20 protein-coding genes are annotated in these 23808 nt (G+C 68.9%); 8 read left to right on the forward strand and 12 right to left on the reverse strand.

Annotated elements, in window-relative coordinates; translation table 11 throughout:
- Positions 1-70: 70 nt before the first annotated feature.
- The gene (locus OHT76_RS32265; protein WP_328874360.1) at positions 71-481 is read right to left on the reverse strand and encodes a DUF6153 family protein; all 411 of its coding nucleotides are present in this window, start codon (positions 479-481) and stop codon (positions 71-73) included.
- Between the two features lie 32 nt (positions 482-513).
- The gene (locus OHT76_RS32270; RefSeq protein ID WP_328874361.1) at positions 514-954 is read right to left on the reverse strand and encodes a GntR family transcriptional regulator; all 441 of its coding nucleotides are present in this window, start codon (positions 952-954) and stop codon (positions 514-516) included.
- Between OHT76_RS32270 and OHT76_RS32275 the strand changes: the two genes are divergently transcribed.
- The gene (locus OHT76_RS32275; RefSeq protein WP_328874362.1) at positions 953-1384 is read left to right on the forward strand and encodes a VOC family protein; all 432 of its coding nucleotides are present in this window, start codon (positions 953-955) and stop codon (positions 1382-1384) included. The two genes, OHT76_RS32270 and OHT76_RS32275, sit on opposite strands and share 2 nt — an antisense overlap.
- Positions 1385-1401: 17 nt before the next feature.
- Here OHT76_RS32275 and OHT76_RS32280 read toward each other — a convergent pair whose 3' ends face one another.
- From OHT76_RS32280 to OHT76_RS32290, 3 genes are all read right to left on the reverse strand, one after another.
- Complete coding sequence (locus OHT76_RS32280) at positions 1402-2931, reverse strand: helix-turn-helix domain-containing protein (protein WP_315882493.1); 1530 nt, start codon at positions 2929-2931, stop codon at positions 1402-1404.
- Positions 2932-2995: 64 nt separating this feature from the next.
- Entirely contained in the window at positions 2996-3193 is a 198-nt protein-coding gene (locus tag OHT76_RS32285; RefSeq protein ID WP_328874363.1) for a DUF4236 domain-containing protein, read from the reverse strand.
- 37 nt (positions 3194-3230) lie between these two features.
- On the reverse strand, positions 3231-3929 hold the full coding sequence (locus OHT76_RS32290; RefSeq protein WP_328874364.1) for a hypothetical protein: 699 nt from the start codon (positions 3927-3929) through the stop codon (positions 3231-3233).
- Positions 3930-4137: 208 nt separating this feature from the next.
- Between OHT76_RS32290 and acnA the strand changes: the two genes are divergently transcribed.
- Together acnA and OHT76_RS32300 are read left to right on the forward strand one after the other, a co-directional pair.
- A complete protein-coding gene (acnA, locus tag OHT76_RS32295; RefSeq protein ID WP_328874365.1) occupies positions 4138-6855 on the forward strand; it encodes an aconitate hydratase AcnA in 2718 nt (905 codons plus the stop codon).
- A 196-nt stretch (positions 6856-7051) separates the two neighbouring features.
- Complete coding sequence (locus OHT76_RS32300) at positions 7052-7567, forward strand: helix-turn-helix domain-containing protein (protein ID WP_328874366.1); 516 nt, start codon at positions 7052-7054, stop codon at positions 7565-7567.
- Here the strand turns inward: OHT76_RS32300 and OHT76_RS32305 are convergent.
- Genes OHT76_RS32305 through OHT76_RS32315 form a run of 3 tightly spaced genes read right to left on the reverse strand, consistent with a single transcriptional unit; the run spans position 7531 to position 11309 of the window.
- A complete protein-coding gene (locus tag OHT76_RS32305) occupies positions 7531-8019 on the reverse strand; it encodes a flavin reductase family protein (protein ID WP_328874367.1) in 489 nt (162 codons plus the stop codon). The genes OHT76_RS32300 and OHT76_RS32305 overlap by 37 nt on opposite strands.
- A 10-nt stretch (positions 8020-8029) precedes the next feature.
- Positions 8030-10096, reverse strand: coding sequence for a tetratricopeptide repeat protein (locus tag OHT76_RS32310; protein WP_328874368.1), 2067 nt, complete (start codon positions 10094-10096; stop codon positions 8030-8032).
- Positions 10077-11309, reverse strand: coding sequence for a hypothetical protein (locus tag OHT76_RS32315; RefSeq protein ID WP_328874369.1), 1233 nt, complete (start codon positions 11307-11309; stop codon positions 10077-10079). The genes OHT76_RS32310 and OHT76_RS32315 overlap by 20 nt, the downstream gene beginning before the upstream one ends.
- Positions 11310-11775: 466 nt before the next feature.
- On the opposite strand from OHT76_RS32315, the gene OHT76_RS32320 reads away from it, so the two are divergent.
- On the forward strand, positions 11776-13278 hold the full coding sequence (locus OHT76_RS32320) for a HAMP domain-containing sensor histidine kinase (protein ID WP_443049858.1): 1503 nt from the start codon (positions 11776-11778) through the stop codon (positions 13276-13278).
- Here OHT76_RS32320 and OHT76_RS32325 read toward each other — a convergent pair.
- Genes OHT76_RS32325 through OHT76_RS32335 form a run of 3 tightly spaced genes read right to left on the reverse strand, consistent with a single transcriptional unit; the run spans position 13187 to position 15848 of the window.
- Positions 13187-14404: an MFS transporter gene (locus OHT76_RS32325; RefSeq protein WP_328874371.1), complete on the reverse strand. Its 1218-nt coding sequence runs from the start codon at positions 14402-14404 to the stop codon at positions 13187-13189. The two genes, OHT76_RS32320 and OHT76_RS32325, sit on opposite strands and share 92 nt — an antisense overlap.
- Before the next feature lie 41 nt (positions 14405-14445).
- Positions 14446-15189, reverse strand: coding sequence for a GntR family transcriptional regulator (locus OHT76_RS32330; RefSeq protein ID WP_328874372.1), 744 nt, complete (start codon positions 15187-15189; stop codon positions 14446-14448).
- A gap of 56 nt (positions 15190-15245) precedes the next feature.
- Entirely contained in the window at positions 15246-15848 is a 603-nt protein-coding gene (locus tag OHT76_RS32335; protein WP_328874373.1) for a Uma2 family endonuclease, read from the reverse strand.
- Between the two features lie 275 nt (positions 15849-16123).
- Here OHT76_RS32335 and OHT76_RS32340 point away from each other — a divergent pair, with 275 nt between their 5' ends.
- Complete coding sequence (locus OHT76_RS32340; protein WP_328874374.1) at positions 16124-17218, forward strand: lytic polysaccharide monooxygenase auxiliary activity family 9 protein; 1095 nt, start codon at positions 16124-16126, stop codon at positions 17216-17218.
- A 332-nt stretch (positions 17219-17550) separates the two neighbouring features.
- Positions 17551-20823, forward strand: coding sequence for a GH92 family glycosyl hydrolase (locus OHT76_RS32345; protein WP_328874375.1), 3273 nt, complete (start codon positions 17551-17553; stop codon positions 20821-20823).
- Here OHT76_RS32345 and OHT76_RS32350 read toward each other — a convergent pair.
- On the reverse strand, positions 20804-21808 hold the full coding sequence (locus OHT76_RS32350; RefSeq protein WP_328874376.1) for an acetylxylan esterase: 1005 nt from the start codon (positions 21806-21808) through the stop codon (positions 20804-20806). The genes OHT76_RS32345 and OHT76_RS32350 overlap by 20 nt on opposite strands.
- Before the next feature lie 225 nt (positions 21809-22033).
- Between OHT76_RS32350 and OHT76_RS32355 the strand changes: the two genes are divergently transcribed.
- A complete protein-coding gene (locus OHT76_RS32355) occupies positions 22034-22939 on the forward strand; it encodes an ABC transporter permease (protein WP_328874377.1) in 906 nt (301 codons plus the stop codon).
- The gene (locus OHT76_RS32360) at positions 22933-23805 is read left to right on the forward strand and encodes a carbohydrate ABC transporter permease (protein ID WP_328874378.1); all 873 of its coding nucleotides are present in this window, start codon (positions 22933-22935) and stop codon (positions 23803-23805) included. The genes OHT76_RS32355 and OHT76_RS32360 overlap by 7 nt, the downstream gene beginning before the upstream one ends.
- The last annotated feature ends 3 nt before the right edge of the window (positions 23806-23808 follow it).

The following is a 23808-nucleotide window of genomic DNA, read 5'->3' on the forward strand; positions in this document are numbered from 1 at the left end:
CTCACCTTGTGTGTCGGTTCTGTTCGTGGGCATGCCGAATCACGGGCTCACGCCCGTGAGAGGGATCGGCCTATTGCCGAAGCACCGACAGCTGGGTGAGATCAGGCGCGCGAGGCGGGGGATGGGGCCGCAGTACGGCGGCGACCTGGGCGAGCAGCCGCGCCAGCCACTCCCCGTGCCGGGTGAACGCCGACTTCAGCAGCGCGGCGAGCACCCAGGCGCCGAAGAGAACAGCCACGCACAGCGAGGCCATGTCCATGGGCATGGCGGGCTCGTGGGTGGACGAGGAGTACGTGGTCTCGCTCGCCTCGTGTGCCATGGCCGAGGCGTGGGAGGCGGTCTGCGTCCCGGAGTGGGACGAGTCCTCGGGGTGCCCGAGGGTGTGCATGACGAAGACACCGAGGGCGAGCACGACAACGAGCAGGAGCTGCCCGAGGGCGCCTCCTGCTCGTACGTACCTGCTTCTGCGAGCGTTCGGCATGTCGTGTCCGACAGTACCCAATGCGATTGCGGCTAGCCGAGGTCGGTGGCGCCGACGACCACCTCGACGGCATGGCGGCGGTGCGTGGCGAACAGTTCGAGGGCGGCCTCGGTGTCGCGGGCGCGCAGGGCGGCGACGAGCTCACGGTGCTCGCGCGGGATGCAGTCGAGATAGCCCTCGGTGGTGAGACCGATCCGGGTCAGCAGAAACAGATGGACCTGACACCGTATGCCGTCCCACGCATCCGCGAGGCGCTGATGGCCCGCGGCGGCGAACACCGCGTCGTGGAAGGCGATGTCGCAGCGCACCATCTCGTGCGCGTCCACGGCCCGCTCCATCATGTCGGCCGTCTTGGCGAGGGAGGCGAGGTCCTCGTCCGAAGCGCGAGCGATCACCTGCCGGACGGCCAGGTCCTCCAGCGCGCCGCGCAGACTGTCCAGCTCGGCCACGTCCTCGGCGGAAGGCAGCGCCATGACCGCTCTCGACTCCCCGATCCCGCGGTTCCATCTGGCCGTGCCGGTCGACGACCTGGCCGCCGCGCGCCGCTTCTACGGCGATGTACTGGGCCTGGAGCGGGGCCGCAGCGCGGAGACCTGGGTGGACTGGAATCTGCACGGGCACCAGTTCGTCACGCACCTCGCGCCGGAGCGCGGGCAGCGCATCCACAACCCGGTCGACGGCCATGACGTCCCGGTGCCGCACTTCGGACTGATCCTGACGATCCCCGAGTTCCACAGGCTCGCTGAGCGGCTGCGCGCGGCGGGCAGCGAGTTCGTCATCGAGCCCTATGTGCGCTTCGAGGGCCAGAAGGGCGAGCAGTGGACGATGTTCCTCCTCGACCCGGCCGGCAACGCCCTGGAGTTCAAGGCGTTCGCCGACGACTTCCAGGTCTTCGCCGCCTGACTTCGAGCCGGTGCTCGTCAGATGTCCCTAAAGATCTCGATCTGCGCCCCGATCGAGTTCAGCCGCTCCGCGAGATCCTCGTAACCGCGGTTGATGACATACACGTTGCGCAGCACGGACGTGCCCTCCGCCGCCATCATCGCCAGCAGGACGACCACCGCGGGGCGCAGGGCCGGGGGGCACATCATTTCGGCGGCGCGCCAGCGGGTGGGGCCCTCGACCAGGACGCGGTGGGGGTCCAGGAGTTGGAGGCGGCCGCCCAGGCGGTTGAGGTCGGTCAGATAGATAGCGCGGTTGTCGTAGACCCAGTCGTGGATGAGGGTCTTGCCCGAGGCGACGGCCGCGATGGCCGCGAAGAACGGGACGTTGTCGATGTTCAGGCCCGGGAAGGGCATGGGGTGGATCTTGTCGATCGGCGCCTCCAGCTTGGAGGGCCGGACCGTGAGGTCCACCAGCCGCGTACGGCCGTTGTCCGCGAAGTACTCGGGCGTACGGTCGTGGTCGAGGCCCATCTCCTCCAGGACCGCGAGCTCGATCTCCAGGAACTCGATCGGCACCCGGCGCACCGTCAGCTCCGACTCCGTCACTACCGCGGCGGCCAGCAGGCTCATCGCCTCGACCGGGTCCTCGGAGGGGGAGTAGTCCACGTCGACGTCGATGGTCGGCACGCCGTGCACGGTGAGCGTGGTGGTGCCGATGCCCTCGACCTTGACGCCGAGCGCCTCCAGGAAGAAACACAGGTCCTGGACCATGTAGTTGGAGGAGGCGTTGCGGATCGTCGTGACGCCGTCGTGCCGCGCGGCGGCCAGCAGCGCGTTCTCGGTGACCGTGTCCCCGCGCTCGGTCAGCACGATCGGGCGGTCCGGGGAGATCGCGCGGTCCACCTGGGCGTGGTACAGGCCCTCGGTCGCCGCGATGTCCAGACCGAACCGGCGCAGCGCGATCATGTGCGGCTCGATGGTGCGCGTACCGAGGTCGCAACCGCCCGCGTAGGGCAGCTTGAAGGCGTCCATACGGTGCAGCAGCGGGCCGAGGAACATGATGATGGAGCGGGTGCGGACGGCGGCCTCGGCGTCGATGGCGGCCATGTCCAGCTCGGCCGGGGGCACCAGTTCGAGGTCGACGCCGTCGTTGATCCAGCGCGTCCGCACGCCGATGGACTGGAGCACCTCCAGCAGACGGTAGACCTCCTCGATCCGGGCGACCCGGCGCAGCACCGTGCGCCCCTTGTTGAGGAGTGAGGCGCACAGCAGGGCCACGCACGCGTTCTTGCTCGTCTTTACATCGATCGCGCCGGACAGCCGACGGCCGCCCACCACCCTCAGATGCATCGGGCCCGCATAGCCCAGAGAGACGATTTCGCTGTCCAGGGCTTCACCGATTCGGGCGATCATCTCAAGGCTGATGTTCTGATTGCCGCGCTCGATCCGATTGACGGCGCTCTGACTGGTGCCGAGCGCCTCGGCCAGCTGCGTCTGTGTCCAGCCACGGTGTTGCCGGGCGTCACGGATGAGCTTGCCGATGCGTACGAGGTAGTCGTCTGCCATGAGGTTGAGGCTATCTCAGATATGAGATGGCGCCTCCTGGGGGGTCCGTTCGGGTGACGGGGTGTCAACGTCGCCTGGAGGTACGGGTACGGCGCCACCCGAAAGGTCCGGGCAAATCCACCGATGTCGTACGACGTCCAGTGCTGCTGTGTGTCCGCCGCGGCCCGTGCCGGCCACCGGTGGTGATGGACCAGGAGTGCCGGTTGATGTTCAGCCGAACCCCGGGCAGGATTCGGAAACTCTTGCGAAAGGTGAGGGGCATGGATGCCTCCCATGGTCGAGGTAGAGGTACCTTTCGGCTACCCCGACCTCGCGAACTGATGGCAGAACTCGATGGGTTCGTCGAAGGTGACCGCGGCTATGGGGGCGCCGGTGACGACGTACGAGTGCCGTGACACCCGCCCGTCCTCCGTCCGCAACTCCAGCAGCCCCGGCTCCGGGCATCGCCAGGTCAGCCGTGTGACGCATTCTCCGAGGGCGTTGGCCAGATTGCTCCACCCCTGGCCGTTGGCGCGCAACTCGAACTCCGAGCACTCCATCACGCCGTAGTCGAAGGGGATGCTGCTCCAGTACCCGATGAGCGCCTCGTCCAGGCCGGTGCGTGGATTCGCGGCGTCCTCCTCCGCGATCCGGCGCAGCGTGGCGATCTCGGGTCCGCCCAGGTCCACCACGCGCGTGCCGTGCAGGGCGACGCCGAGGTCACGGAACTCGACGCCGACGTAGGGGATGCCGTCCCGGGAGATGGGGTGGATGTGGACGGCGCGTACGTCGAGCCCCTCGGGGAAACCCTCGTAGTGCGCGCACACTGCGTGTCGTAGTGCGGTGAAGAGGTCGGGCAGATGGGCGGCCGTCCAGACGGCGCGCGCCAGATCGGCGTCGGTCAGCAGGGGGCAGCGCAGCGGGGCGCGCCCGGGACGCAGACGCGTCCATGTGGTCGTCGGCAGCGGTACCCACTTTGTCCAGCCGCCCGCATGCCGGTGGAAATCGCCTCGCTTCATGGTCGAAGAAGGACATCACAGGGAGGCCGGGCATGACCATCCCGGCCCCATGTACTAGAGTTATCTCGACATCGAGATATCTGCCGAGGCGTACCGCAGCCGTCACCCCAGTAAGGGTTACCTAACTTAGCCTGACCTTAGCGGATCGGCCAAGTCGTCGTGGCGGCAGGATGCGGTGGGAACGCGCACATCAAAGAAGGAGACTGTCGTGTCGGCGAACAGCTTCGACGCCCGCAGCACGCTGCAGGTGGGCGACGAGTCGTACGAGATCTTCCGGCTGGACAAGGTGGAAGGCTCGGCCCGCCTTCCGTACAGCCTCAAGGTCCTGCTGGAGAACCTGCTCCGCACGGAGGACGGCGCGAACATCACCGCCGACCACATCCGCGCGCTCGGCGGCTGGGACTCGCAGGCCCAGCCCTCGCAGGAGATCCAGTTCACGCCCGCCCGCGTGATCATGCAGGACTTCACCGGCGTGCCCTGTGTCGTGGACCTCGCCACCATGCGTGAGGCCGTGAAGGAGCTCGGCGGCGACCCGGCGAAGGTCAACCCGCTCTCCCCGGCCGAGCTGGTCATCGACCACTCCGTCATCGCCGACAAGTTCGGCACCAACGAGGCCTTCGCGCAGAACGTCGAGCTGGAGTACGGTCGCAACCGCGAGCGCTACCAGTTCCTGCGCTGGGGTCAGACCGCCTTCGACGACTTCAAGGTCGTCCCGCCCGGCACCGGCATCGTCCACCAGGTCAACATCGAGCACCTGGCCCGTACGGTCATGGTCCGCAACGGCCAGGCCTACCCCGACACGCTGGTCGGCACCGACTCGCACACCACCATGGTCAACGGCCTCGGTGTCCTCGGCTGGGGCGTCGGCGGTATCGAGGCCGAGGCCGCGATGCTCGGTCAGCCGGTTTCGATGCTCATCCCGCGTGTCGTCGGCTTCAAGCTCACCGGTGAGCTCAAGCCCGGTACCACCGCCACCGACCTGGTGCTGACCATCACCGAGATGCTCCGCAAGCACGGTGTGGTCGGCAAGTTCGTCGAGTTCTACGGCGAGGGCGTGGCCGCCACCTCTCTCGCCAACCGCGCCACCATCGGCAACATGTCGCCGGAGTTCGGCTCCACCGCCGCGATCTTCCCGATCGACGACGAGACCATCAAGTACCTGAAGCTGACGGGCCGCGACACCCAGCAGCTCGCCCTCGTCGAGGCGTACGCCAAGGAGCAGGGCCTCTGGCTGGACCCGAAGGCCGAGCCGGACTTCTCCGAGAAGCTGGAGCTGGACCTCTCGACGGTCGTCCCGTCCATCGCCGGCCCGAAGCGTCCGCAGGACCGTATCGTCCTCGCCAACGCCGCCGAGCAGTTCAAGCAGGACGTCCGCAACTACGTCGACGACGTGGACGAGGCGGGCAAGGAGTCCTTCCCGGCCTCCGACGCCCCGGCCGTCCACCCCAACGGCGCCCCGTCCAACCCGGTCACCGTGACCGCCCCCGACGGCTCGACGTACGAGATCGACCACGGTGCCGTGACGGTCGCCGCGATCACCTCCTGCACCAACACCTCCAACCCGTACGTCATGGTCGCCGCCGCGCTCGTCGCGAAGAAGGCCGTGGAGAAGGGCCTGACCCGCAAGCCGTGGGTCAAGACCACCCTCGCCCCGGGTTCGAAGGTCGTCACCGACTACTTCGACAAGGCCGGTCTGACCCCGTACCTCGACAAGGTCGGCTTCAACCTGGTCGGTTACGGCTGCACCACCTGCATCGGCAACTCCGGCCCGCTGCCGGAGGAGGTCTCCAAGGCCGTCAACGACCACGACCTCGCGGTCACCTCGGTCCTTTCCGGCAACCGGAACTTCGAGGGCCGGATCAACCCCGACGTCAAGATGAACTACCTGGCGTCCCCGCCGCTGGTCGTCGCGTACGCCCTCGCCGGCTCCATGAAGGTGGACATCACCAAGGACGCCCTGGGCATCGACCAGGACGGCAACCCGGTCTTCCTGAAGGACATCTGGCCCTCCGAGGCCGAGGTCAACGACGTCGTGGCCAACGCCATCGGCGAGGACATGTTCAACAAGTCCTACTCCGACGTCTTCGCGGGCGACGCCCAGTGGCAGGCGCTGCCGATCCCGACCGGCAACACCTTCGAGTGGGACGCGGAGTCGACGTACGTCCGCAAGCCCCCGTACTTCGAGAACATGACGATGGAGACCACCCCGGTCTCCGACATCACGGGCGCCCGGGTCCTGGCCAAGCTGGGCGACTCGGTGACGACGGACCACATCTCGCCCGCCGGTGCCATCAAGGCCGACACCCCGGCCGGCAAGTACCTCACCGAGCACGGTGTGGAGCGTCGTGACTTCAACTCCTACGGCTCCCGCCGAGGCAACCACGAGGTCATGATCCGCGGCACCTTCGCCAACATCCGCCTGCGCAACCAGATCGCGCCGGGCACCGAGGGCGGCTACACCCGCGACTTCACCGTCGAGGGCGCGCCGGTGTCGTTCATCTACGACGCCTCCCGCAACTACATCGAGCAGGGCATCCCGCTGGCCATCCTGGCCGGCAAGGAGTACGGCTCCGGCTCGTCCCGCGACTGGGCCGCCAAGGGCACCGCGCTGCTCGGCGTCAAGGCCGTCATCGCCGAGTCGTACGAGCGCATCCACCGCTCGAACCTCATCGGCATGGGCGTCCTGCCGCTGCAGTTCCCGGAGGGCGCCTCGGCCGCCTCCCTCGGTCTGACCGGCGAGGAGACCTTCTCCTTCACCGGTGTCGAGGAGCTCAACAACGGCACCACCCCGCGCACGGTCAAGGTCACCACCGACACGGGCGTCGAGTTCGACGCGGTCGTCCGCATCGACACCCCCGGTGAGGCCGACTACTACCGCAACGGCGGCATCATGCAGTACGTGCTGCGCTCGCTGATCCGCAAGTAACGGTCGCGACAGGGATTCTCCCTACGGCGCTCGGGCCGCACTCCTCAGCCATGCGAGGGGTGCGGCCCTCGCGTTCTTTCCGGACGGGGATGACGGGCTACAGGCCAATCCGTCCGCCACTTCGTGACGAATCCTTCACAGCATTGCCATACTCCACCGTGCCGCACCGCTCTGCGGCGACTCCACGGGGGTGGACATGGTCCGCAAGGCCGGCGAGACTCCGCGCGGGAACGACCTCGGCTCGACCCTTGTGCTGGGGGCCGCCCTGTACCAGTGCCGCCTTGAGCAGGGCCTGTCGTTGCGCTCACTGGCGCGCCGGCTCGGCCTCGGCTCGCACAGCGGGCTCCTCGACTATGAGCGGGGGCACCGCATCCCCCCGGAGTATCTGCTGATCGCGTACGAGCGGGAGTTCGGTCCCGCGGCCGGGCATCTGCGGGGGTTACGGGACCGCGCCCTGCGCGAGCGGGCCGAGGCCCTGGTCGGCGACCTGATCGACCGCTACGGCGTACCGCCCGCCGTCGCCCGGGCGGCGCCCGGCACGCCGCCCCTCGTCGGACTGGTCTCGCGGCTCGCCCACACCCTGCACGCCCTGCCCAGCTGCATGGCCTCGGCGGTGACCGAGGCCTGGCAGACGAGCGCGGAGCGACCGCCGCGCCGGGGGTCGGAGGCCGAGGGTCAGAGCGGGTCGCCCAGGGCGAACAAGGTGTGGTAGCCGCGGTCGTAGTACAGCAGCGGAGCGCCGTCGGTGACATCGGCGTGCTCCACCAGTCCGATGACCACGCTGTGGTCACCCGCCGGGACGACCGCGTACCGGCTGCACACCACCGTCGCCAGCGCGTCCGGCACCCTCGGCACCCCGTCCCGCTCGCCCCGGACGAGACCGGCCGTACGGTCCTCGCCCGAGGCTGCGAACCGGGAGGCAAGCGGCTGCTGTCCGGCGCCCAGCACATGCACCCCGAACCGCTCGGCGGCGGTGACGACCGCGTGCGCCGAGCCCCGGTGGTCCAGGCAGAACAGCACCAGCGGCGGTGTGAGCGACAGCGAGCACAGCGAGCCGACGGTCACGCCGTACGGCCGCCCCTCGGCGTCGAAGGTGGTGACCACGGACACCGAGGTGGCCACTTGGGACAGGGCCCGGCGGAAGGCGGCGGAGTCCACGGACACCCTCATCACCTCAGCGGCACAGCGCCAGTTGTTCGAGGATCTCCTCGCGGTCCGCGCCCGGAAGAGCGAGCGCGCGCCGGAAGTCCTCGGCGGCCGGCTCCGGATGCCCGGCGGCCAGCTGGGCGGCGCCCCGGTTGTACAGCAGATCGGGGTCGTCGCCCGACTGCTCCAGGGCCCGGCCGAGCAGCCGTACCGCCTCCCCGTACTCGCCCTCGGAATAGGCGAGCACCGCCTGGTTGACCAGCGCCTGGTACAGCTCGGGGTCGGCCTTCAGAGCGGCGTCGAAGGAGTTCCGCGCGGTGTCGGCGTCCTCCCGCTCCAAGGCCAACAGGCCCTGGGTGCACAGCAGATGAGCGCTGTCTGGGTACAGCCGCAGCCCTTCCGCCACCGACGCAGCGGCCTCGGCCAAGTGGCCCGACTCCAGCAGCAGCGAGGCGTGGTTGATCCGTGAGTCCAGATGACCGGGCTCCAGCTCCAGGGCGTAGCCGAAGTCAGCCACGGCGCCTTCGAGATCACCGTGGGCGGCACGGACGTCCCCGCGGTTGTAGTACAGCTCGGGGAACGGCGGGCCCATCTTCATCGCCGTCTCGTAGTCCGTCAGCGCCGCCTGGTCGTCACCGAGGCGGCGGTGCATATTGCCGCGGTCCAGGTAGTACTCGGGGTAGTGGGGATCGAGGGCGATCACCGTGTCGAAGTCCGCCATGCTCTCCTTGAGCATCCCCATGCCCGCATAGACGTTGGCCCGGTTGTGGATCAGGACGGACTTGTGCAGCCGGTACTTGTCCGGGTGCGTCTCGCGGTTGAGCCGGTCCACTCCCTCGGCCACCAGCTTCAGGGCCGTCTTGAGGTGCCCCAGGTGCATCTCCACCAGGGCAAGCCCGTTCTGCTGGAACACCGTGTAGAACGCCCGGTCCTCGAGGTCCTCGGTCAGCGCGGCCAGGGCCACCCCGTTGCTCGCGTATGCCCGGGCCAGATGGTGGTCCAGCTCCTCCTTGGGCAGGAACCGGGTGTACAGCATCGCCATGTTGTAGCTCGTGGACATGTGGACGCGCGGCAGCGGATACCGGCCGCGCAGTTCGGTGTACAGGTCCCGGGCCCGATGGGCCTGCCCGAGCGAGATGAGGGCGAGCGCGGCCTTCGCGGCGAAGTGGCAGTACTCCAGCTGACGGGTCTCGGGGTCGGTCAGCGCGTAGCCGCGCAGGCCCAGGTCGGCGGCAGCGGCGTAGAAGCCGAGATCGACGCAGTAGTCGAGCGCCCGGCGCAGCGCGGCGGTGCCGGCCCCCGTCGGGTCGCTGCCGTGCTCGCGGTGGAACGGGATCGCGCCCAGCGTGTGCCCGACGGCCCCGTCCTCCTCCAGTACGGCGGCCCGCGCGTCGTGCGCCGCGGCCCGCGCCGCCGGTTCGGCGTCCAGCCAGGCGGCCGGCTCCGCCGGATCGTCACTGGTGCCGTCCGAGACGACGTAGGCCCGCCACAGCTCGTCCGCGGTGCGGTCCACTTGGGGCGGCCCGGCCGGGGCGTCGACGGTGTCCGTGAACCGGTCGACGGCGGCGCCGAGTTCACCCGGCAGGTCCTCGGAGCCGGTCCCCACAAAGAGCCGTACCGCCATCGGATCGCACCGGCGCAGCATGATCGTCAGGCATTCACGGTCGGTCGCGTCGGCCTCGTGGACGTTGTCGAAGAACACCGTGCGAGGGCCGCCCGGAATCTCCTTGAGGAACTCGACGATCCCGTGCGGCGTACGCCGGCTGCGCGCCTCGCTGTAGAAGCGCGTCCGCTCCTCGCCCACGGCGAGCCGGGTCAGCGTCTCCGGCTCCGCCTCGAGCAGCGCGTGCAACTCGGGCGCACCGGTGAGGATCTCGACCTGGTGGTCGCGGACCAGATCGGGGCGGCTGGTGTAGACGGACGGGACGAGCGCGCGGAGCAGGCCGCCGAGGCCGGTGTACGGGCCGCGCAGCCGGCGGTGGCAGTCCACCCGGACCGCGTCGGCCGGCAGCAGAGTCCGAGCCGTACGGTCCCGGTCGTTCGCGCGGTCGCCGCGGATCCGCAGATGGCGGTGGTCAGATACGGGCGAGGCCATGGTCGTTCTCCGTTTCCCTAGGAGGTCGGCGGTCGCGCAGCCGGTCGCGGAGGCCGAGGACGAGGAGGATGCCGAGCGGGACGAAGGCGGAGGCCGCGGAGACCGCGCTGTCCCAGAAGCGCACGCCCCAGGTGCCTTCGACGGTGCCGTCCCAGACCCGTTCGACGAACTCCACGCCGATCGGGGTGAGCGCGGCGACCACCGTGGCGGTCAGCACCAGGGCGCCGGCGACATAGAACGGCTCGTACCAGCACGCCACTTGGCGGTCCCGGTCGCTCCACACGCTCTCGTCGACGACGGGTGTACGGCGGACCAGACGCCGTGCGCGGTTGCGCAGCCGGGCGTCGGTGGCGCCGTGCAGGTCGTGACAGCCGAGCACGGAGGCGACGAGGAAGTACAGATCGGTGCGGAGGAACAGATAGAACTGCCAGGTGAAGCGGAGGATCGTCAGGAAGGCCAGTGCGAGGGCCAGCCGGCCGGTCACTCCGAGGACACCGTCCGAGCCGCGGTCGGCGGCCGCGTACAGCGTCAGCCCGCAGTACATGAGGACATCGCCGACCATGCCCGCGAGGAACGGCAGATAGCGTTGCCGCTTCGCCACCCCGAGCAGCCCCTTGAGGGTCGTCTCGAACACGATGAAGTACATCCGGCGCCCGACCGAGAGCCGGCAGGGCAGCCCGAGCCGCCGCCCGCTGAGCACATGGAACCCCTCGTGCCAGGCGATCCCGGCCGTCTGCCCCACGAGCAGCACGAGCTGGACGGTCACCAGGGACTCGGTGAAGAAGACCTGGCCGGGATCCGGGCGCAGCGCGGGCTCCCGGACGAGCGCGATCACGGCGGCGAGGACCAGCAGCGCATACGCCGCCCAGGCGGCCGGGGCGAACACGGCGCGGCCGAGCCACTGGAAGGTCACCGGGGCCGTCCGCGCCGGGGAACCGGCCTGTTCGGCCACGAAGCCGAGCTCGCGCAGGGTGTCGAGGAAGTCCTCGATGTCGACGGGCTCGCCGTAGGTCTCCTCGTGCCAGCGCGCGGCCTGGCGGGGTGTGTCGCCGTCGATCATGCGGCGCAGCAGCGCGGTGCCGTCTGCCGGCAGGACCGCGTAGTCGTCGGTGTCCGGCCGGCCCACCACGATCTCGTCGGGGCCTTCCGCGACGAAGGTCAGGTGATGGAACGGGACGCGGTCGTCGAAGGCATCGGCGGTGCTCTCGGTCATCTCTCCCCCCAAGGCCTGAGCCTGTGCGCGGCCGGGGTGCGGCCGCGCACAGGTGTGTCGGTCACTGGTCGCCAGGCACCGATCAGAAGACGAACGTGGAGTACGAGGAGCAGGCGCTCGTCAGACGAATCGGGCCCGCCTTGCGGACAGTGATCTTCTTCACCGGGGCGGGCTTGATGACCTTCTTCACGGTGTTTCCCTTCTGGTTGACAGCGCTCGGACCGTCGGGCCGCCACCGTCCGGCAGCGGCCCGCCGACATCTCTAGCAGCGCCGAGCACTGGTCGGCGGCGTGCCGAACGAGCGGGCGCCGACCCCGGACCGGGCGCCGAACCTCCGCCGAACACGGGGGGACCGGCAGGACATCGGCGCAGCTCAGGTGGAACACAGGGTTCCCCAAGGCGACCGGGACAGGATCGAGACATGTCTGGCACCTGGGGGTCTCGAACCGGTCGTGTGCGTATGCGTATGCGTATGCGTGGTCGTGTGCTCCGCTCCATCCGCGCACGCCTGCTGCTCTTCATCAGCGTCACCCTCGTAGTCGTCTGCACAGCCATCGCGCTCACCACCGTCTGGGTGCAACGCGCCGCGCTGCTCGGCGACTTGGACGACCGGGTGACAGATGCAGCCGAACGCAGCCTCGGCGGGGCGCAGTTGCACGACGGCCTCGGCTTCCTCGACGAGGTCGGCCACCCCGCGGGCCTCCTCGCCGCCCGGCTGGACGAGGACGGCGACGTCGTTTCCGCGGCCGTCGTCAGCCAGAACGCCGCCCCCAAGGACCTGACCACCGTCCAGCGGACCGCCCTGGAGGGCATCGGGCCCGACGGCTCCCGGCACACCCGGACGGTCCCCGGCGTAGGCACCTACCGCGTCACCGTGCTCGACGGCGAGGGGGCGCGAGTGCTCACGGGGCTCCCCATGGAGGACGTCCAGCAGATGATCAGCGGCATGGTCGTCGCCGCGGCCGCCGTCACCGCCGCCGGTCTGGTCGTCGCGGGCTGCGCCAGCGCGGTGGTGATACGCCGTCAACTGCGCCCGCTCGGCCGGGTCGCCGAGGCGGCCGTCGAGGTCTCCCGCGCCCCGCTGAACCGCGCCGGCGAGGTCACCGCCCTCACCCGGGTCCCCGTCCGGGACACCGACCCGGCGAGCGAGGCGGGCCAGGTCGGCGCCGCGCTCAACCGCATGATCGACCAGTTGGAGTCCTCACTGTCGGAACGCCGGCGTACCGAGGAACGCATGCGCCGCTTCCTGGCCGACGCGAGTCATGAACTCCGCACACCGCTGGCCTCGATCGCCGGCTATGCGGAGCTGATGAACCGGGGCGCGGACCGGATGGAACCGGCCCTGGCCTGGCGCCGCGTCACCGCCGAGTCGGCCCGGATGACGGGCCTGGTCGAGGACCTCCTGCTGCTGGCCCGCCTGGACGAGGGGCGTCCACTGCAGTCCGCCGAGGTGGACCTCACGGCACTGGTCGCCGAGGCGGTGTGGACCGCGCGGGCCGTGGGCGACGGGCACGACTGGCAACTGGTCCTGAACATCGACACACCGGCGCTGGTGATGGGCGACGAGGCCAGGCTCCACCAGGCGGTCGTCAACCTCCTGACCAATGCGCGCGTGCACACCCCCGCGGGCACGAGGGTCGTCGCCACGGTGGAAACGAACGGCCCCGACTGCGCCGTACGCATCACCGACGACGGCCCCGGAATCCCGCCCACGCTGCTCCCCACAGTCTTCGAACGCTTCACGCGAGCCGACACCTCCCGCACCCGCACCCCCGGCCTGGGCGGCGGCTCCGGCCTGGGGCTGGCCATCGTCGCGGCGATCACGACGGCCCACGGAGGGCGGATCGACGTACAAAGCGAGCCCGGTCGAACGGAGTTCACCGTACGACTTCCGCTCGCGGGGGCGGTTCCTCCGCAGCCGGTGTGCGCAGGGTCCGAAGCGGTGACAGGAAGGTCGCAAGGGAGCTGAGCGTCATGCCGAGGGCGCCGATCCACAGGGTCGCCGCCGCCCCGAACGCGGACCCCGAGACACCACCGAGGATCCCGCCCAGCGGAATACCGCCCCACGACACGAACCGGGCCGTCGCACTCACCCGGCCCAGCAGCCGGTCCGGGGTGAGCGTCTGCTGAAGGCTGGACTGAGCCACGAACCGGACGACGCCGCCCAGCGAAAGGACCGCGAGCCCGACGGCGGCCAGGTACAGGCTCCATCCCGGCCGCGCCGGCGGCATCAGAGCGGTGAGCGGGCAAGTGGCAAGGGAGGCAAGCCAGATGATGCGCCCTTGCCCGATCCGCCGGGAGAACCAGGTGGCCGAAAGCGCACCCAGCAGGGCACCGCACCCCATTCCCGAGAGAACGAGTCCGATACCGAGGGGGCCGATGTCTGCTTCCCTCTCCAGGAAGACCAGCAGCATGGTCTGATACATGACCAGAGAGAGATTGAAGATCGCATCCCCCAGCATGATCGCGCGCAGGCAGGAATTCCGGAGGACGAACCTCAGACCCTCCCTGATTTCCGACCCGAGTCGAGGGCGCTGAGCGGGCTCGGGTTTCCGCTCGGGTTTCCGGATACCACTCGCGAGCAGGCCCGAAAGGGCCATCCCGACGGCGCTCGCCAGGACCGTCACGGGAGCCCCGACCCAGCCCACCAGCGGCCCTGCCACCCCCGGCCCACCGATACTGGTCACCGAACGTATCGCCGAGAGCTTCGAGTTCCCTTCGACAAGCTTGTCGCGTCCCACCAGATGAGGCAGATAGCTGACATAGGCGACGTCGAAGAAGACGGTCAGCAGGCCATGAACCAACGCGACGGCGTAAAGCCACGGGATGGACAGCAGATCCGCCCACCAGGCCAAGGGGATCGTCACGAGGACGAGCGCCCGTGCGAGATCGGTGCTGATCATCACCGATCGCTTCCGCAGACGGTCCACCCACGCACCGGCCGGCAGCCCCACGAGCAGCGACCCCGCCGTGGTCATCGCTGTCAGCAGTCCGACCTGGAACTCATCGGCGTGCAAGGCGGTGATGGCAACCAAGGGCAATGCCAGAAAGCTGACGCGGTCGCCCAGTTGACCGAGTGCGGTGGCGGCGGACAACCGACCGAAGTCCGGATCGCGCAGCAGCCCGAACCGGGACGTCATGGCCGGTCCACTCCGAACTCGTAGGCCACTTCTCTGCGTACGTCAGGAATGACGATGTCGGCAGTTTCGACCGGGCGTCCTTCGGTGTCGTAAATGGTCCGCTCGATCTGGAGCACGAGGTCGCCGAAGCTGATCCCGAGCAGGTTCGCCTGTTCCCGGTTGGCACGGGCGGGGCGCGGCAGTTCGACCACGGTCTCGATGTCGACGCCAATGGAACGCATGCGCTCGACAACTCCCTTGCCCGCGAGGGGCCCCTTCTCGGGCAGCACGATCGGAGTGCCGCCGGTGATGGCCATCGGCTCCCAGGACTCGGAGAGCTGAACGGGCTGTCCGTCGGCGAGGAATTCGTAATGCGTGTGAACACAGAGGTCGCCGGGCTCCATCGCAAGCCGCTCGGCGATGCCCTCGGGGGCGGGCACGCGCACCTGGCTGTGCGCGTCCCAGGCACCGGCCCGACCCCGTTCCTTGAGGGCGGCAAGCGAAGGGGAGCCGTGCCGCGAACGAACGATCCGCAGCCGCTCGCGCGGTACGCGCACATACGTACCCGATCCAGCCCGCCCTTCGAGCAACCCCTGAACGATCAGGTGATCCACGGCCCGCTGGGTGACGTTGCGCCCGACCCCGTACTCCTCGGCAAGCCGGGCCCGAGACGGCAGCCGAGCCCCGACCTCCCACTCACCAGCGAGAATCCGAGCCCGCAGAGCATCGGCAACGACTAGATACGGCGACCTTCGAAGCATGCTGGGGAAGCTACTTCACCGGGGGGAAGCTGCTGGAGCAGGAATACGGAGGGGGGTCAGAGGCCGAAACGGACGGCGAGGTCGATCTCCACGGGGAACGGCAGCTCGGTGATGAGCTTGTCGTGGTGCACTGGGTGGCTTGGAGCGGGGAAGTACGAGAGGGTGTCCGCGTTGAGCCAGTACTCGTGCACCGCGACCCTCTGATCGCGGCCCAGTTCCGCGCGCCAGTAGTACGGGACCTTGTGCGCGGCGAAGAGCGCGGGTTTGCGTACCCGGTCGTCTTGGCGAGAGCCGGGGGAGACGACTTCCACGACCAGGGTGAGCTTGTTCACCGGGACGCACTCAAGTTGCAGGGGCTCCAGTTTGTGAGGCTCGAAGACGATCACGTCGGGCTTGGAGATGTTGCTGTCGTCGACCATGACGCACTGCTCCGTCACGACCTCGTACCGCTCGGTACGCGCCGCTTCAAGCGCGATCAGCAGCCTGTCCCGCACGCGGTTGTGCCAAAACTTGGTCTGTCCCCGAACCACGATCTGTCCATCCACGAGTTCCCAGTCGAAGGGCAGCTCCAAGTCCTTGACCTGGTCGAAGGTCCAGCCGTCGGCCGGCGGGAACATCCAGGTGTCCTCGGTGGCCCGTCCTTGCTGGGGTGTGGTCATGACTGCTCCCATGGCCGCCAGTCTGGACGCCGACACGCGGCGTGATCGTAAGTACGAAGGTACCGCCACCCGAACCGGCGATGCCACGGCACACGCTTGACGCATGTGCGCCCCCCGTTTACAACCACGCCCCACAGCGCTACTTTCCGAACCAAGTGAGGTGGGAGCGCTCCCACATACGGTGGACCGGAACCCGCCCCAGGACCGCTCCCACCCCACGCATCCGCACACACACATCCGCACGGACCGCACTTGACGGAACGGACCTGTATGTCATGATCCTGACAAGCACTGCCACACCCGACAGACCCCCACACCGATTAGCGCTCACCCTCCGCACCAAGGCCCTCTTCCTCGTCCTGGTCTCCCTGCTCGCCACGATCCCGGCCCTCGCGCTGGTCATGTCGGCCGGCGGTGCGGCGGAGGCCCACGGGACGCCGATGAAGCCCGGCAGCCGTACCTTCCTGTGCTGGCAGGACGGGCTGACCGACACCGGGGAGATCAAGCCGGTCAACCCGGCCTGCAAGGCGGCACAGCAGGTGAGCGGGACGACCCCGTTCTACAACTGGTTCTCCGTGCTCCGCTCGGACGGCGCCGGCCGCACCCGCGGCTTTGTGCCGGACGGTGAGCTGTGCAGCGGCGGCAACACCAACTTCACCGGCTTCAACCAGGCCCGGAGCGACTGGCCGCTCACCCATCTCACCTCGGGTGCGACGGTCGACTTCTCCTACAACGCCTGGGCCGCGCACCCCGGTTGGTTCTACGTCTACATCACCAAGGACGGCTTCGACCCGACCCAGACCCTCACCTGGGACGACATGGAGGAGCAGCCGTTCCTGAGCGTGGACCACCCGCCGCTCAACGGTTCCCCGGGCACGGTCGAGGCCAACTACTCCTGGACCGGGCAGCTTCCGGCGAACAAGTCGGGCCGCCACATCGTCTACATGGTCTGGCAGCGCTCGGACAGCGCCGAGACCTTCTACTCCTGCTCCGACATCGTCTTCGACGGCGGCAACGGCGAGGTGACGGGCATCAAGGAGCCCGGCAACCCGACCGATCCGGTCCCCGGCACCTGCACGGCCACCCGTAAGACGACGGGCAGTTGGAACGGCGGCTACCAGTCCGAGGTGACCGTCACCAACTCCGGGAACGTCCCGATGCTCGGCTGGATGGTCGACTGGACGCTCCCGAGCGGCCAGAAGGTCGACAGCCTGTGGAACGGCACGCCGACGTACAACGGCCAGGCGGTGATGGTCCACAACGCCAACTGGAACGGCTCGCTCGATCCCGGCGAGAGCACGACGTTCGGCTACGTCGTCACCGGCTCCGGCGGTGATACGGCAACCACCCTGCCCTGCCGGGTCGGTTGACCGAGCCGCTCCGGGCGGACCCGGTGGGAGCTGAGCCGACATCCACCGGGTCCGCGAGCCGGGCCGACGAGGGGGGAGTGCCGGTCCGGGTGGTGCTTGGCTTGTGAAATGGAGGGGCGCGCGACAACGTTGTCTAATGGTCTGTACATGATGCTACCGCCTCAACCGACAACGACGTCAAGCGAGTTGCGGAACTGAGCCGTCCGGCTGGCCGTCACTCGCGCCTCGGGCCGATGACGCGCTCTTCCGTGGTACCGCTGGCGCACGCTACTGTCCCTGCGGCTTGTGCGACCTGTGGTGCGCGACCCGTCCGGAGGAGGAGGGGCCGCGTCATGCGTTTCCGTCCCATGTCCTTGCTGTTGGCCGTCGTACTGGCGGTCGGCGGCGGCACGCCCGCCCTGGCGGCGACATCCCCGCCCGACCTGATCGACGACCCGACCGTCTACGTCGACCCGCTCATCGGCACCAAGAACGCCGGCAATGTCTTCCCCGGTGCCGTCACCCCGTTCGGCATGTTCTCCTTCAGCCCGGAGAACACCCGAGGCGACGCCACCCGCACCGCGGCCCCCGGCGGCTACCACTACGACGCCACCCGTATCCGCGGTTTCAGCCTCACCCATATGTCCGGCACCGGCTGTGCCGGAGGCAGCGGCGACATCCCCCTCTTCCCGTACGCGGGCGAGGTCACCTCCTCCCCGGCGAGCGACACCAAGGACCAGGTGTACGCCGCCGACTTCCGCCACGCCGACGAGACCGCCGAGCCCGGCCGTTACCGCGTCGGTCTCGCGTCCGGCGTCACGGCCGATCTCACGGCCACCGCCCGCACCGGCTCGGCCCGCTTCACCTACCCCGCGGACAAGCCCGCCTCACTGCTCATCCGTACCGCCAACTCCGAGGTGGGGTCCACGGATTCGACGGTCACCATCGATCCCGAGTCCCGGACCGTCTCCGGCTCCGTCACCTCCGGCAACTTCTGCGGCTATCTCGACCCCGAGGGCCGACGCGCCTACTACACCCTGTACTTCACCGCCCGCTTCGACCGCCCCTTCAAGGCGACCGGCACCTGGCAGGACGACAAGCTCAACCACGGATCGCGCACTGCGAGCGGCGGCACCGGCGGTTTCTCGAACGGCGGGCGGCCCGTCCCCGGCAAGGGCGCCGGCGGCTACGTCGAGTTCGCGCCGGGCGGCGATCCGGTGAACGTCAAGGTCGGGATTTCGTACGTCAGTCAGGCCGGGGCGGAGGCCAACCTGGCCGCCGAGAATCCGCCCGCCCGCTCCTTCGACGCCGTCCGGAGCGCGGCCCGCGCCGCCTGGCGGGACCGTCTTGACGCCATCCGCGTCGGCGGCGGCACCGACGAGGCGCGCACCACCTTCTACACCGCCCTGTACCACTCCCTTCTGCACCCGAACGTCATCAGCGACGCCGACCGCAGATATCGCGGCCCCGACGGAAAGGTGCACACCGTCACTCGCGGTCACCGTGCCCAGTACGGCACCTTCTCCGGCTGGGACGTCTACCGCGACCAGGTGCAGTTGCTGACCCTCCTGGAACCCCGCACCGGCTCCGACATCGCCCAGTCGCTCTACGAACTCGCCGAGCAGAACGGCGGGATCTGGGACCGCTGGCTGCACGGCGCGAGCGGCACCCATGTCATGAACGGCGACCCGTCACCCATCGCCCTCGCCGGTATCCGCGCCTTCGGCGGCACCGACTTCGACCTGCGCGGCGCCTTCGCCTCGCTCCTCAAGGCGGCGACCGTCCCCACCGAGAAGGATCTGTCCCCGGCCGGGAAGCCAGTGCTCTCGGTCGGTCAACGCCCCTCCCTCGACAAGTACTTGAAGCACCACTACATGCCGTCCGTCTCCAACGCCTGGGGCGGTGCCGCCGAGACCCTGGAGGTGTCCGGCGCCGACTACGCCCTCGGACAACTCGCCACGGCCGCGGGTCGCAAGGACACCGCGGCGGACCTCGGCCGGCGCTCCCAGTGGTGGCAGAACAACTTCAATATCGCCGCCCACCCGTCCGGCGGCTATGTCGCCAACCGCAAGGCCGACGGCAGCTGGGTCACCGGCTTCACCCCGGCCACCGGCAACGGATTCGTCGAGGGTACGGCCGCCCAGTACACCTGGATGGTCCCGCACAACCCGGCCGGACTGTTCGCGGCAATGGGCGGCAAACAAAAGGCAGTTGAGCGCCTCGACACCTTCTTCCACGACGCCGACGGCGGCTGGGCCTTCACCGGCAGCGGCGGTGAGAAGTCCGAGCTGGACAACGAGCCGTCGATCAACGTGCCCTACCTGTACGCCTACGCCGGCGCCCCGTACAAGACGCAGGAGACGGTCCGCGCCGCGATGCGCGAGCTCTGGTCCGCACAGCCCGGCGGCATCCCCGGCAACGACGACCTCGGTGCCATGTCCGCCTGGTACGTCTTCTCCGCGCTCGGCATGTATCCGCAGGTCCCCTCCCGTGCAGAACTCGTCCTCTCCTCACCGCTGTTCCCCCGGATCGAGATTGACCGCCCGTCCGGCAACGACATCTCCGTGCGCGCCGAAGGAGCCGCCGCGGACGCCCCGTACATCCGCTCTCTGAAGGTCAACGGCCGTACCAGTGAACGGGCTTGGCTCCCGGCCTCCTTCGTGCGGGACGGCGGCAGGCTCGATCTCACGCTCTCCGGTACGCCGGACAAGGCCTGGGGGAGCGCCCCCGCCGACGCCCCGCCGTCCTTCCGCGACGGCGAGCAGCCGTACCAGATCGGTGTCGGCCCGACCACCGCGACGCTCGCCCCGGGCGACAGCACGAAGGTCGGCATCCGCGCCCTTTCGATGAGTGGGACAGGCACGGGCCCCGAAGTCCGCTTCCGTGTCGAGGCGCCCGACGGCATCACCGCGACGCCCGCCGAGGGCACGGTCGTCGACGGCGCCCAGGAGATCACCCTCGGCACGACCGAGGACACCCCGCAGGGCTTCCATGATGTGACGGTCTCGGTGACCTCCGACGGCACCTCCTACGAGCAGCCCGTGTCGCTGACCGTCGCCGCCCCCGGCACCCTCCTCGCCGCCTACAACAACACCGGGATCTCCGACGACTCCGGCGAGCACGACGAGGCCGACTACGACGGCGGCGGCTGGAGCTACTCCCGTCAGGCCCTGTCGGCGGCCGGGCTGAACCCGGGCGCGCAGGGCACGGTGAACGGGCTCTCCTTCACCTGGCCCGACTCACCGAGCGGCCGTCCTGACAACGCCACGGCGAACGGTCAGAGCATTCAACTGCCTGGAAATAGCGGCCAGTTGTCCTTCGTCGGCAGCGCCGTCAATGGCAGCCGGCAGTCCGAGGCGACCGTCACCTACACAGACGGCACCACCGACACGATCCCCCTCGGCTTCACCGACTGGACCATCGGCGGCGGCAGCGGCAGCATCCAGTACGGCAACGAGGTCGTCGCCAGGACGGCGTACCGGAATGTCGCGGGCGCGGATCGCGATCCGGTGGCCACGTACGTGTTCGCCACCCGGCCGTTCACCGCGCCGGAGGGCAAGACGATCGCGAGCGTCCGGCTGCCGCGGGACGGGAATCTGCACGTGTTCACGCTGGCTCTCGGCTGACCTCCAACACCTCGGCCAACCAGTCGAGTTGGCGCCGCACATGCACCGCGTCCCCGCCCTCGTGCCCGTTGAACGGGTAGGCGTGGATCTCCTTGCGCGGTGCTGTGCCCGTCAGTTCGGCGTACTGGTTGAAGGCCGCGTACGCCCCGCTCGGTGGGCACACCGTGTCGCGCAGACCGACGCCGAAGTGGGCCGGGGCCTGGGCGCGGCGGGCGAAGGAGACGCCCTCCATATGGGCGAGGGTGTCGTACGCGGCGCCCTCGGCGCCCCGGTGGACCGAGAGATACGCGGCGATCTCGCCGTAGGGGCCCTGGTCCGTGAGGTCCAGGGCCCTTCGGATGCCGCACAGCAGCGGGGCGGTGACCAGGGCCGCCGCCAGGTCGGGGACCAGGCCCGCCACGGCCAGGGCGAGCCCGCCGCCCTGGCTGTTGCCGACGGCGGCGGTGCGTGAGGGGTCCACGCCGGGCAGGGCACGTACGGCGGTGACCGCGCGGACGGCGTCCGTGATCAAGCGGCGGTAGTGGTGGTCGTGCGGAGCGAGCAGCCCGCGTACCGCCGGGCCGGGGCCGCCCGGAGCCTGGGCGTGCGGGTCGGGGGTGGCGCCGCCGTTGCCGTACTGGTCGCCCTGCCCGCGGTTGTCCATCAGCAGATGCGCGTACCCGGCGTTGACCCAGGTCAGGCGCTCATGGGGGAGGCCTCGACCGCGGCCGTATCCGGCGAACTCGACCACCGCGGGCAACGCGTCCGGCGCATGTGCAGGTCGGCTGAACCACGCGCGTACCGGATCCCCCGCGAAGCCCCGGAACGTCACGTCCCAGGTGCGGATCAGGCGCAGTCCCGTTTCCACCGGGCGTACCGACACCAGTGGTTCGGCCTGTGCGGCGCCTTTCAGGGTGTCCCGCCAGAACGCGTCGAAGCCGACGGGCTCGTCCAAGGGCGGACGGTAGCGCTCCAGTTCGGGCAGGGGAAGGTCGAACGCGGGCACGGGCGGCACCTCGCAGGAGTCGGTGACGGGCCAGAAACTTGCGATGATTCAAGGGCTGGATTTCCCCGTCCTACCCAGACGAGGGTGGGTTTCAACGCTACCCGTGCGCCTCAACTGACCGTTGCCGCACCCATTGACAGCGCTTTCTGGCGGCCTTAAGTTGCCGCGAGTTACCGGTAAGAGCTCGAAAGTTTCGGTTCCGCATACCCGCACAGGAGACCGAGCATGAGCACCTCCACCCGCTCTGCGCTGCGCCGCGACTGGCAGTTGTACTCGCTGGCCGTGCTGCCCCTGCTGTTCTTCCTGGTGTTCCGCTATCTGCCGATGCTCGGCAATGTGATCGCCTTCCGCCGCTTCGAGCCGGGCGGGTCGATCTTCGGTGAGCAGTGGGTGGGCCTGCGCTATGTGGAGATGTTTCTCTCCGACCCCACCTTCTGGCAGGTCTTCCGGAACACCCTGTGGCTCGGCGGGCTCACCCTCGTCTTCTGCTTCCCGCTCCCGATCGTGCTGGCGCTGCTGCTCAATGAGGTGCGCCGGCGGTCCCTGAAGCGGTTCGTGCAGTCGGTGTCGTACCTTCCGCACTTTCTGTCGATCGTGATCGTCGCCGGTATCACCCTGCAGATGCTCGCCACCGACGGCCCGGTCAACCATGTGCTGGGCTGGTTCGGGCATGAGCCGATCCGCTTCATCCAGGAACCCGAGTGGTTCCGCACGATCTACGTCGGTTCGGAGATCTGGCAGACCGCCGGCTGGGGCACGATCCTCTACCTCGCCGCGCTGACCACGATCGACGAGGACCTCTACGAGGCCGCCCGCATCGACGGCGCGGGCCGCTGGCGGCAGACCTGGCATGTCACCCTGCCGGGCATCCGGCCCACCATGATCACGCTGCTGATCCTCAATGTCGGCACCTTCATGGCCGTCGGCTTCGAGAAGGTCCTGCTGCTGTACAACCCGCTGACGTACCAGACCTCCGATGTGATCTCGACGTACGTCTACCGGACCGGTGTCGAGTCCAACAGCTTCAGCTACGCCGCCGCCATCGGTCTGTTCGAGGCGGTCATCGGCCTGGTCCTGATCACGTCCGCCAACACACTCTCGCGCCGCACAGTGGGGACCAGCCTGTGGTGAAGCCGAGCCGTTCCTACCGGGTCTTCCAGGGCGTCAACGGGGTCATCCTCACCCTCGTCGTGGTCGTGACCCTGTACCCCTTCCTCAACATCATCGCGAGGTCGTTCAGCGGGGAGCGGCAGATCCGCGCCGGTGAAGTCACCTTGTGGCCCAAGGGGTTCAACCTCACCACGTACGAGATCGTCTTCAAGGACTCGATGTTCTGGCGGAACTACGGCAACACCGTGCTCTACACGGTCGTAGCGACCGTCGTGGCCATGGTTCTGACGACCTGTTATGCCTACGTCCTGTCGAAGAAGCAGCTCAAGGGGCGCGGATTCCTGGTGGGCATCGCCGTGTTCACCATGTTCTTCACCGGCGGGCTCATCCCCAACTACGTCCTGATCACCAGCCTCGGTCTGAAGAACAGCGTCTGGGCGATCGCCCTGCCCAACGCCATCAGCGTCTTCAACCTCCTGGTGATGAAGGCCTTCTTCGAGAGCCTGCCGACCGAGCTGGAGGAGGCCGCGCAGATCGACGGGCTGAGTACGTACGGCATCCTCCTCAGGATCGTGCTGCCGCTGTCCAAGGCGGTCGTCGCGACGATGGTGCTCTTCTACTCGGTGTCCTTCTGGAACTCCTGGTTCAGCGCCTTCCTCTACATGGACCGGACGGATCTGATGCCGGTCACCGTCTACTTGCGCAATCTCATCCAGGGCGCCACCGGAGGCTCCAACGCGGGCGCCGGGACCGAGCAGCTCAGCCAGGTCGGGGCGAACATCCAGGCGGTCACGATCGTGCTCACCGCGCTGCCGATCCTCTGCGTGTACCCGTTCGTCCAGCGCTACTTCGTCTCGGGCGTGATGCTCGGCGCCGTCAAGGGCTAACAA

The organism is Streptomyces sp. NBC_00287, assembly GCF_036173105.1.
Lineage (GTDB): Bacteria > Actinomycetota > Actinomycetes > Streptomycetales > Streptomycetaceae > Streptomyces.